We start from the raw sequence: 10,744 nt of genomic DNA on the forward strand, positions 1-10,744 counted from the left end.
CGCGCCGGGACAGCGCGGCGCGGCCTGGACTGAGGAGCGCAGGGAGCGAAGCGACCGCAGCGACGAGGGAAGGCGGCGCCACAGGCGCTGTCCCGGCGGTTGCGCGGGGACATGACGTCGACGATCTCGTGGACCGCGCGCGGCGGGAGGAGCCGCGTGCGGTCGCGCGCCTGATCAGCCTGGTCGAGAACGGCTCGCCGGCGCTGCCGCGCATCGCCGCCGCGCTGGCGCCGTTCGGCGGGCGGGCGCGGGTGCTCGGGCTGACGGGTGCGCCCGGGGTGGGCAAGTCGACCACCACCAACGAGCTGGTGCGTGCCCTGCGCAAGCAGGACCGGCGGGTGGGCGTGCTGGCGGTCGACCCGTCCAGCCCGTTCACCGGTGGGGCGATCCTCGGGGACCGGGTGCGCATGCAGGACCACGCCACCGACCCGGGGGTGTTCATCCGGTCGATGTCGAGCCGGGGGCATCTCGGTGGGCTCGCGGCGGCCACCCCGCAGGCGGTGCGGGTGCTGGAGGGGGCGGGGTTCGACGACGTTCTGGTGGAGACCGTGGGCGTCGGGCAGGCGGAGGTCGAGGTCGCCTCGCTCGCGGACACGACCCTGGTGCTGCTCGCGCCGGGCATGGGCGACGGCATCCAGGCCGTCAAGGCGGGGATCCTCGAGATCGCGGACGTGTTCGTGATCAACAAAGCCGACCGGGACGGGGCCAACCAGACTTACCGCGACATCCAGGGCATGATCGGGCTCGGCGAGCGGGTGCCGGGCGGCTGGCGGCCGCCGGTCGTGCGCACGGTCGCGGCGCGCGGGGAAGGGCTCGACGACGTTCTCGCGGCAATGGAGAAGCACCGCGACTGGATGGCGGGGCGCGGCGAGCTGGTCGCGCGACGGGAGCGGCGAGCGGCCGCCGAGGTCGAGGCGATCGCCCTCGGCACCCTCCGCGCCCGATCTTTCGGGAGAACGTCCATAGCGGCCCTCGCCACCCGCGTAGCAGCCGGTGAGCTGGACCCCTACGCCGCCGCGGACGAGCTTCTCCAGCACATCGCCCGCTAGCTATCGGTTGCCGCGCGTCGTTAGGCTCGCCTGCGACGAGAATCTGTGGCGGCAGTGATTGGGGTACGTCGGTGACCGAGGTCTACAACGCGTCGGGTCAGTATCAGTACGGCGGCGGGGGCCCCGTGCCACCGCCGATCATGGTGCCGCCGCAGGCGACGCCGGTACCGGTGACGCCCGCCGCGCCGGTGTCGCCGCCGTTCGCGCCGGCGGTCGAGTACCAGCAGCCCGCCGAGGAGCCCCAGGACGAGACGGCCGTCGCCGAGGAGCCGCGCAGCGGCGGACTCTCCCTGGCGAAGAAGCCCTCCGCCGAGGAGGCCGAGGCCGCGCCGGCTCCCGTCTCCGCGCCGCCGTCGGTCACCAGCACGTCCGGGCGGGTGGCCGTCCAGGTGGTGGACCGGCTGGGCACCAACGCGCGGCGCGGCACGACCACGATCCCGCCGGCGGTGATCGAGAAGATCGTGACGACCTCCACGCGCGACGTGCCGGGCGTGTACGCGTTCTCCGGTGCCATCTTCTCCGAGGAGGGGGAGCGGGCCGTCACGATCGAACTCGACGGCAGCAAGGCCGTGGTGGAGATCCGGATCGTGGTCGAGTACGGGTTCGCCGTGTACTCGGTGACGGACAAGATCCGTACCAAGGTGATCGGCGCGCTGGAGAACCTGTTCGCGCTCGACGTGACCGCCGTCAACATCGCCATCGACGACATTCACATCAGTGACGCCGAGGCTTCCGAGTAGTACTTCCGCGCGACCTTAGCGATCGTTCAGGTTTCGGGCTTAGCATCGAGCCCATGAACCCCGAAGAGATCGCTGCCGGCCGGGAGCGCTGGCAACGCCGGTTCGACGCCGCCCACAAGCGCGACGCCGACTTCACCACGCTCTCCGGCCTACAGGTCGACCCCGTCTACGGGCCACCGCCCGGCACCGAGCAGCCCGGGTTCGAGCGGATCGGGTGGCCGGGCGAGTACCCGTACACCCGCGGGCTCTACCCCACCGGCTACCGCGGCCGGACGTGGACCATCCGCCAGTTCGCCGGCTTCGGCAACGCCGCCCAGACCAACGAGCGGTACAAGCAGATCCTCGGGGCCGGTGGCGGTGGGCTCTCCGTGGCGTTCGACATGCCGACGCTCATGGGACGCGACTCGGACGACCCGATGTCCCTCGGGGAGGTCGGACACTGCGGCGTCGCGATCGACTCCGCGGCGGACATGGACATCCTCTTCGACGGCATCCCGCTCGCCGACGTCACCACGTCGATGACGATCTCCGGGCCGGCCGTGCCGATCTTCTGCATGTACCTCGTCGCCGCCGAACGCCAGGGCGCCGACCTGTCCAAGCTGGACGGCACGCTCCAGACGGACATCTTCAAGGAGTACATCGCCCAGAAGGAATGGCTCTTCCCGCCGGAGCCGCACCTGCGCCTCATCGGCGACCTCATGGAGTACTGCCACCGGGAGATCCCGCGCTACAAGCCGCTGTCGGTCTCCGGCTACCACATCCGCGAGGCCGGGTCGACCGCCGCGCAGGAGCTGGCGTTCACGCTCGCCGACGGGTTCGGCTACGTCGAACTGGGGCTTTCCCGGGGACTTCCGTTGAACGAGTTCGCCCCGGGGCTGAGCTTCTTCTTCGACGCGCACATCGACTTCTTCGAGGAGATCGCGAAGTTCCGCGCGGCGCGCCGCATCTGGGCCCGCTGGCTGCGCGAACGCTACGGCGCCACGTCGGAGAAGGCGCTGTGGATGCGGTTCCACACGCAGACGGCGGGCGTCTCGCTGACCGCGCAGCAGCCGTACAACAACGTCGTGCGCACCGCCGTCGAGGCCCTGGCCGCCGTCCTGGGCGGCACGAACTCCCTGCACACCAACGCGCTCGACGAGACCCTCGCGCTGCCGTCCGAGGAGGCCGCCGAGATCGCGTTGCGCACCCAGCAGGTGCTGATGGAGGAGACCGGCGTCGTCAACGTCGCCGACCCGCTCGGCGGTTCGTGGTACGTCGAGGCGCTCACGGATCGCATCGAGGCCGAGGCCGAGGAGATCTTCGCCCGCATCATCGAACTGGGCGCCGACGGGACGGTCACCTCGGGACTGCTGCGCGGGATCGAGGAGGGCTGGTTCATGGCCGAGATCGCCGACAGCGCGTTCGCCTACCAGCAGGCGCTGGAGAAGGGCGACAAGCGCGTCGTGGGCGTCAACTGCCACACCGGTTCGCTCACCCGGGAACTCGAGATCCTGCGCATTTCCCATGAGGTGGAACGGGAGCAGAACCGCGTTCTGTCGGATAGGCGCGAACGGCGCGACAAGGACGCGGTGGCCGCGGCGCTGAAGCGGCTCGTGGCGGCTGCCCGGGGCGACGGCAGCACCATCCCCGCGATGCTCGACGCGGCGCGGGCCGAGGCCACGCTGGGTGAGATCTGCGACGCCCTCCGGGCCGAATGGGGCACCTACCGCGAACCGGCCCGCTTCTAGGGTGTGGCGCGCTCCCACGGCCCACCGGGCGGTCCGAAACGCGTGTAAGACTGCAAACCATGGATCCGCGTACTGCTCCTTCCATCTTCACCCGGGGTGCCGTCGACCTCGGGGCCCTGCGTCCGAGCACGCCACCACCCGCGGCGTCCCGACCGGCCGAGCCCGGCCCGAGCGGGGCGCCGCAGCCCGGTGGTGGCGGCGTCGTGATCGATGTGACGGAGGCCACCTTCCAGACCGAGGTGCTGGAACGGTCGATGACCGTGCCGGTGATCATCGAGTTCTGGGCCGAGGGCTATCCCGGTGGTGACGGCCTGTCGCCGGTGCTGGCGAAGCTCGCCGACGAGGCGGCCGGCGCCTGGGTGCTCGCCCGGGTCGACGTGCGCACGCAGCAGCGCCTCGCGCAGATGCTCCGGGTCCAGGGCATCCCGATGGTCTACGCCGTCGTCGGCGGCCAGGGCATCGACGCGTTCACCGGGGTGATGCCGGAGCCGCAGCTGCGCCAGTGGCTGCAGGGCATCCTCAAGGCCGGCGGGGTCGAGGCCGAGCTGCCCGGGGACCCGCGGCTGGACGTCGCCGACGACGCGCTCATGGCCGGCGACCTCGACGCGGCCGAGGCCGCCTACAAGAAGATCCTCGGCGAGACGCCCAACGACCAGTCCGCCGAGGCCGGGCTCGCCCAGGTCGGCCTGCTCCGCCGGATCCAGGGCGTAGACCCCAACGCGGTGCTCGCCGCCGCCCGCGAGGCGCCGACCGACGTGGCCAAGCAGACCCTGGCCGCCGATGTCGAGGTGATCTCCGGGTTGGCCGACGTCGCCTACAAGCGTCTGGTCGAACTGGTCCGGCGCACCAGCGGCGACGAGCGCGAAACGGCGCGCAAGCACCTCGTCGGGCTGTTCGTCCTCGCCGGGCCCGAAGATCCCGCGGTGGCCGCTGCCCGCCGCGCTCTGGCCAGCGCCTTGTTCTAGGAGGTGGGTCGTCGTGGGCGGTCGAGCTGAGGCGGAGTCCAGGCGGCGATCCGGCAAGTTGCCGGGCGGCCTGGATACCGGTGTCGTATCCAGGCCGGCCGGCAACGCCGCCGGGCGTCGTCTGGGCCCGCCGCAAGCCGGCTGCCCTCGACGACCCGCCTCCTAGGCTGGGACGATCCGGGTCATGCGCCAGATCGCCATCCTCGACGCGCCGACGAACCTCGGCCTGCGCCCGCCGACGCCGACGTCGGTACCGGGCTGTTCCAAGGCGCCGGGGGCGCTGCGCGACCAGAGGCTGGCCGAACGGCTCGCCGCCCGCGACGCCGGCTGCCTGACGCCGCCGCGCTACGACCCGGGCGACTGGCGCCCCGGCGACGGCGTCGCCCACGCGGAGGAGATCGCCCGGTACTCGGTGCGCCTCGCCGACCGCATCAACGAGATGCTCGACGCGGGCGAGTTCCCCGTCGTGCTCGGCGGGGACTGCTCGGTGCTGCTCGGCGCGGGGGTGGCGCTCGGGCGGCGGCAGGGCCGGCACGGGCTCGTCTTCGTCGACGGGCACTCCGACTTCCGCCACCCGGGCAACGCCTCCTACGTGGGCGCCGCCGCCGGTGAGGACCTGGCCCTGGTGACCGGGCGCGGACAGGCCGACCTGACCGGCATCGAGGGCCGGCGACCGTACTTCCGCGACGTGGACGTGGTGGTGCTCGGCATCCGCCCCGGGGACGAGTACCGGATGGAGCTGCAGGCGGCCGGCATCGCGCACCGCGCCGTCCCGGAACTGCGTTCGGACGGCGCGGCGCGCTCGGCCCAATGGGCCCGCAACGAACTGGCCGACTGCGACGGCTACTGGGTGCACATCGACGTGGACGTGCTCGACCCCGCCGTGATGCCGGCCGTCGACGCACCCGACCCGGGCGGCATCGCCTACGCGGAGCTGGAACTGCTCATCGCCGGCCTGGTGGCCACGCCCCGCTGCCTCGGCATGGAGCTGACCGTCTTCGACCCGGACTACGACCCGGAGGGCGAGTACGCCGCCGAGATCGTCGACATGATCGTGGCCGGGTTGTCGCCGGTGCGGGCGGGGGCGGCCGATCCGGTCGGCCGGCGGCCCCGGGTGCCCGTGGCGCGGTCGGCGGCGCGGAGCGGGTTCGCGGCGTTCGCGCCCGCCGTGGTGCCGGTGGGGGCCGCTTCCACGGACCCTTCCGCTCCGGACCAGTCCGCTGCCGGACCGAACGAGCCGGTCGGGGTGGACGAGGCCTACGACGAGGACGAGTCGGCGTCGGGGGATGCGCCGGAGGTCCTGGATGTCGCGGACGCGTTGAGCGTCGTGGACCGGGCCGCTGTCAACGACGCCGCCGTCGGTGACGTCGCGGTGGGCGCCGCCGTCGTTGATGGCGCCGCGCCGGAGGGCGCGGCTGTGGAAGGCGGCGCTGCGGGTGGCGGCGATGCCGCGACTGTGGGGGATGAGGGCGCCGCTGGCGCCGTCTCCGGGGCCGGGGCTTGGGAGTGGGCCGACGCCCGCGTCGACGCCGGAGCCGAGGTTGCGGCTGGCGGCGACGGCGCCGTGGCGGGCGGCGACGGCGCCATGGCTGGCGCTGACGGCGCAGTGGCCAGCGGCGATGGCGTTTTTGCCGGCGCTGACGGCGTCGTGGTGGAGGGCGCTGCGGTCGGTGGGCTTTCGGGGTCGGCGGGCGATGTGGCTGCCGGGACGGCGGATGACGAAGCCGGTGTGTCGGTGGACGAGGTCGGCGCGCCGGTGGGCGAGGGGTCGCCGCTGAGTTCGGTGTGGCTGCAGCCGTGGGATGACGCCGAGGTCGAGTCGGACATCGCTGATTCCGCCGATGCGGCGCGTCGCGGCTCTTCCGCGGAGGGCGCCCCGTCGGACGGTGTCTCCGCTGCCAGCGTCTCCGCGGACGGCGTCTCGACGGAGCGCGCCTCCACGGGCGGCGTGTCGACAGGCCGCGTCTCCGCGGGCGGTGTCTCGTCGGGCGGGGCCGCAGCGGATGGGTCTTCGTCGGGTCGCGTGCACGGGCCGGAGCGGGACGGCGCGACGGGCGCGGCCGAGCGTGCTGTGGACGGGTCGGACAGCGTGGCGGGAGGGTCGGATCGGCTCGATGGATCCGATCGGACGGACGGCCCGGGTCGGGCCGACGGCGCCGGGCGGGCGGTGGGCAAGGCGGGGCGGCGGGCGCCGCTCGGAGCGATCCCCGCCGCGCGGGAGCCCGAGGAGGACGGCCCCACGCTCACGGGCCCGGCCTCGGTGACCGAGCTGTCGTTCGCGATCCGGGCGGCGGGTGTGCCGCGCCAGTTGGGTGTGGTGGGCCGGCCGGCCGATGACGCCCCGGAGGACCCGCAGGAGCGCCGGGCCCGCCTCCGCCGGCAGGCGCGCCGCGCGGCGGACAGCCGGTTCGAGTCGGTGCAGGCGCCGCCCGGAAACTCGCCCGCATCCGATCAACCCGACGCCGAACCCGCCGGACGAACACCGCAGGCCGGGCTGCCGCGCGAGATTCCGCCGCTCGAAGGACTGCGGGGCGGAGCACCCCGTGCGGACGGCCCCCGGCGCGTTCCCCCGTTGGACCTCGGGCCGGGGCGGCTGCGTCGACGGCCGGACCCGTTGGAGGCGTTGGCGGCCCGGGACGCGGCGATCGGCCCCGGCCGGCTGCGGCGGCGCGACGACGAACAGGACGCGGACGGCCCCGGCCGGCTGCGGCGCAACCCGGCCGCCGACGCCGCGGACGGCCCCGGAAGGCTGCGGCGCAATCCGGCCGCCGGGCCGCCGGACGGCACCGCGCCGGTGCCACCCGCCGACCCCGTGGGCGAACTGCTGGCCGGCGGGCGACGGGACCCGGCCGAGGGCTTCGGGCTGACCGGGCTACGCCGCGCGCCACGCCCCGAGCCGGAGCCGGGGGAGGAGCCGAACGAGCCGGAGCCGGCCTGACGTCACGGGTTCTTCCAGGTCCAGCCGTTGAAACGGAAGCGCTGTTCGGCGCCGCCCGGGATCGCCGTCACCTGGATCCGGACCCAGATGCCCTTGCTGTAGGCACACAGGTAGTCGTCCACGGCCAGGTTCGTGAACGGAACCGTCGTGACGCCGGTGTCGATGCCCACGGCACCCCGGCAGGTTTGATAGTCGGGTGCCGTGCGGCCCATCTTCTTCAGCCGCGTGCCGTTCAACGTGTAGACCTCGCCGGTGCGGGCCTTGAAGTTGTTCTCCGGATCGGCGACGTGCCGCAACCACGCCAGGTCGATCCCCTCCACGCTGTTCATCAGCATGTCCTTCGGGCCGACCTCGTCGTACGGCGGATCGACGGCGTTCGGCCGGGGCGGTTCCGGTGGCACCGGCGCCGGTGACGACGTGCGCGGTGGGGTGGCCGACGGTGTGCTCCCGGGCGGCGGTGAACCGGTCACGGGCGGCAGCGGGCCGGGCCCGTCCGGGTCGAAGCCCACGGTCGGCGCGGGCGATCCGGACGGCCCGCTCTGGGGACCGGAGGCGGCCGGTGTGGAGGACGGGTCGGGTCCCGTGCCGGCCACCTCGGCGGGCCGATCATCGCGGTCGAGGACGATCACCGTGGCGACTGTCCCGAGCGCCAACAGCAGGGTGGACGCCACGACGGCCGTGATCGCCCGCGCCGTGAACCGCCGGCGAGCGGGCCGGGACGGGACCGCGGCGCGCACCGGGACGGCGGGCGGTGCGGGGACCGCGGCCGGTTCCGGGACTGCGGGCGGGCCGGGTTCCGGGACGCGGGACGCGTGTGCGAATTCGAGCAGGTCGGCCAGGTCGCCGCGGCCGATGTTGCGCAGTCGCGCGGGTAGTTCGGCCAGGCGGTGGCGGACCGCCAGCCACTCCCAGATCCCCTGTGCCTCGTTGCCGGGCGCGAAGCGGCGCCGCTCGAAGCTCTCGATGTCGAGTTCCGCGATCAGGTCGTCGGCGGAGTCGGCCAGCCGCGTCTCGAACGCCAGGCGCGGGCTCGCCCGGACGTCGGCCGGGGCGGGCGGTGGCACGGTGTTCGGCGGGGCGTCATGTTCGGACATGTGTCGGGTCCACGGTGAGGTCGCCGGCATCCTGGGCAGGCGAAGGCGCTCGAAGTATGCGCGAGCCGTACCGCAGGAGGACCCGTTCCGGGGCTCGGTCACCTGGCCGGGCGGTGACGCATATGAGACGCGCCGGGCCCGTCCTGGACCGGCCCGGCGCGCTCGGGTCTTGCCTCAGCGGCGCAACATCCGCTTGACCGCGGCCCAGAGAATGATCGCGCCGATCACCAGCCCGAGGAGTTTCACCCCGGGTACGTCGTCCACCGTCATCGCGTCGGCGAGCGCCGGTTCCATCTACGCCCCCAGGTTGAGGAAGAACTTGCCGGCGATCGGCACCGCCGACTCCCCCGATCCTCCACCCTTCTCGACGAAGACGGCGAATGCGTAGTCGCCCTTCCACCCCATGAACCACGAATGGGTGTTGGCCGGGTTGTTGTCGAACTCCGCCGTGCCGGTCTTGCCGAACAGTTCGGCGCCGGGCAGGCCCTTGAGGGAGGTGGCCGTCCCGTCGGTGACGACCTCGCGCATCATCGTGCGCAGCGCGGTGGCCGAGGACTCCTTGAGCGCGGGCCCGTCCGGAGCCTTGTTGGCCGGTGCGGGGTCGAGCACGAGCTGCGGCTGCTTCCACTGGCCGCGCGCGATGGCCGCCGCGGCGCCGGCCATCACCACGGGCGACACCTGCGTGGTGCCCTGCCCGAACGACGAGGCCGCCAGTTCGGTCTCGTTGCCGCCCTGCGAGACCTTGCCGGTGTACACCTCGGCACCGAGGTCCCACGGGACGCCGACACCCACGGACTTGCCGGCGTTCGCGAGTCCGTCGGCGCCGAGCTTCGGTGCCAGGCCCACGAACGCGGTGTTGCACGACTTCGCGAACGCCGTGCGGAACGGCACGGTGCCCAGCTCGGAGTCGTTGGAGTTCTTGAACGTGGCGCCGCCGGCCGTGGCGGTCTTCGGGCAGTTCACCGGGCTGTCGACCGTGACGCTGCCGTTGTCCAGCAGAGCCAGCGCACTCACCGACTTGAACGTCGACCCGGGCGGCACCTGCGCGGTGAACGCCAGGTTGAGCTGCCCGCCGTCGGGGCCGTTCGCGGCGGCCACCACCGCGCCGTCGCTGACCCGCACCACGACCAGGGCGGAACGCCGGCTCTCGCCCACGAGCGCGGCGTCGGCGGCGTTCTGGACCTTGACGTCGAGCGTGGTCTTGACGGCCGCTCCGGTGGCGGGGGCCTGCTCGAACATGACCTTCTCGCCGTTGAGCACGGTCACCCCGAAGGTGCCGCGCAGCCGGTCCTCGTACTTGGCCTGCAGCCCGGTGAGCCCGAGCTTGTCGCCGACCTGGTACTTGCCCGGATTCTTGTCCATGAGTTCCTTGGTGACCTCACCGACCTGGCCGAGGAGTGCGCGGGCGAACGTGCGCGTCGGGGCCAGGGGCTGGACCCCTTCGCGCATCTCGGTGCCCTTGAGGTCGCGCAGGGCGTTGCGGACGGGGTCGTACTGCTCGCGCCGCATCGTGACGACCTCGACGTAGGCGTCGGGCTTGGCGGCCTTGACCCGGGCCGGGATCTGGGACAGGTCCACGGTCACGCCGGCCTGCTGGAAGATCGACGTCAGTGCGCCGACGACGACGTTGATGTCGACGATGCGCTGCGGCACGAGGCCGACGGTGACCACGGGCCCGTTCTTGACGATCGGCTGGCCGGCGCCGTCGAGGATGCCGCCGCGCTCCGGCTTGGCCGTCTTGAGCGTCAGCTTGGCGCCGGTGGCGAAATCGGGGTGCACGGTGTCCGGCGAGAACATCGGCAGCCACTTGTCGTCCCGCAGCTTCAGCCGCACCGTCGTGGTGTATGTCCAGGTGACGGCGTCGGAGACGGGCCACTTGACCTCGACCAGGGCGTTGGCGTCGTTGTCCTTGACGTTCGGTTTGCCCTTGATGTCGATCTTCGGGCGGCGCGCGCTGAGCGGACCTTCGATGGTGGTCAGTTCGGTCTGGGCCGCATCGCCCGCCAGGTCCTTACCGGCCCGATCGAGGAGCTTGACGCTGCCGATCTTGTTCGCCTGCCAGGCGTCGAGGAACGCCCGTAGCGCTGCGTCAGGTTTCGGCGCACTGCTGCACGCCGTCAGCCCACCGGCGGCGACCCCGCCCGCGAGCAGGGCGATTCCCGCGGTGCGGAGCCATTTCCGTAGTTGCATCCGTCGCTTCCTCCCCGAGTCCGGTGGCCATTGTCGTCACA

6 protein-coding genes and 1 pseudogene are annotated in these 10,744 nt (G+C 73.0%); 5 read left to right on the forward strand and 2 right to left on the reverse strand.

Features of this window, described 5'->3' with window-relative positions:
- Nucleotides 1-128 precede the first annotated feature (128 nt).
- The 5 genes and pseudogenes from meaB to Val02_RS47290 all read left to right on the forward strand — a co-directional run.
- Complete coding sequence (meaB, locus tag Val02_RS12590; RefSeq protein ID WP_239152802.1) at nt 129-1,049, forward strand: methylmalonyl Co-A mutase-associated GTPase MeaB; 921 nt, start codon at nt 129-131, stop codon at nt 1,047-1,049.
- 71 nt (nt 1,050-1,120) lie between these two features.
- A complete protein-coding gene (locus Val02_RS12595) occupies nt 1,121-1,789 on the forward strand; it encodes an Asp23/Gls24 family envelope stress response protein (protein ID WP_203899200.1) in 669 nt (222 codons plus the stop codon).
- 53 nt (nt 1,790-1,842) lie between these two features.
- Complete coding sequence (gene icmA, locus Val02_RS12600; RefSeq protein ID WP_203899201.1) at nt 1,843-3,516, forward strand: coenzyme B12-dependent isobutyryl-CoA mutase large subunit; 1,674 nt, start codon at nt 1,843-1,845, stop codon at nt 3,514-3,516.
- Between the two features lie 59 nt (nt 3,517-3,575).
- Nucleotides 3,576-4,481 carry a tetratricopeptide repeat protein gene (locus Val02_RS12605; protein ID WP_203899202.1) on the forward strand — a complete coding sequence of 302 codons (906 nt, stop codon included), beginning with the start codon at nt 3,576-3,578 and terminating at the stop codon, nt 4,479-4,481.
- A 184-nt stretch (nt 4,482-4,665) separates the two neighbouring features.
- A pseudogene (locus tag Val02_RS47290) lies at nt 4,666-5,602 on the forward strand (arginase family protein); the annotation flags it as partial.
- Between the two features lie 1,819 nt (nt 5,603-7,421).
- Here the strand turns inward: Val02_RS47290 and Val02_RS12615 are convergent.
- Both Val02_RS12615 and Val02_RS12620 read right to left on the reverse strand, forming a co-directional pair.
- Entirely contained in the window at nt 7,422-8,513 is a 1,092-nt protein-coding gene (locus Val02_RS12615) for a hypothetical protein (RefSeq protein ID WP_203899204.1), read from the reverse strand.
- A 294-nt stretch (nt 8,514-8,807) separates the two neighbouring features.
- Entirely contained in the window at nt 8,808-10,703 is a 1,896-nt protein-coding gene (locus tag Val02_RS12620; protein WP_203899205.1) for a penicillin-binding transpeptidase domain-containing protein, read from the reverse strand.
- Nucleotides 10,704-10,744: the final 41 nt, after the last annotated feature.

This window comes from Virgisporangium aliadipatigenens (assembly GCF_016863615.1).
GTDB lineage: Bacteria > Actinomycetota > Actinomycetes > Mycobacteriales > Micromonosporaceae > Virgisporangium > Virgisporangium aliadipatigenens.

Excerpts from the sequence above, each read along its gene's own strand:
- Val02_RS12605 (WP_203899202.1), top strand. The coding sequence starts at position 3,576 with ATGGATCCGCGTACTGCTCCTTCCATCTTCACCCGGGGTGCCGTCGAC.
- Val02_RS12615 (WP_203899204.1), bottom strand. The coding sequence starts at position 8,513 with ATGTCCGAACATGACGCCCCGCCGAACACCGTGCCACCGCCCGCCCCG.
- Val02_RS12620 (WP_203899205.1), bottom strand. The coding sequence starts at position 10,703 with ATGCAACTACGGAAATGGCTCCGCACCGCGGGAATCGCCCTGCTCGCG.
- icmA (WP_203899201.1), top strand. The coding sequence starts at position 1,843 with ATGAACCCCGAAGAGATCGCTGCCGGCCGGGAGCGCTGGCAACGCCGG.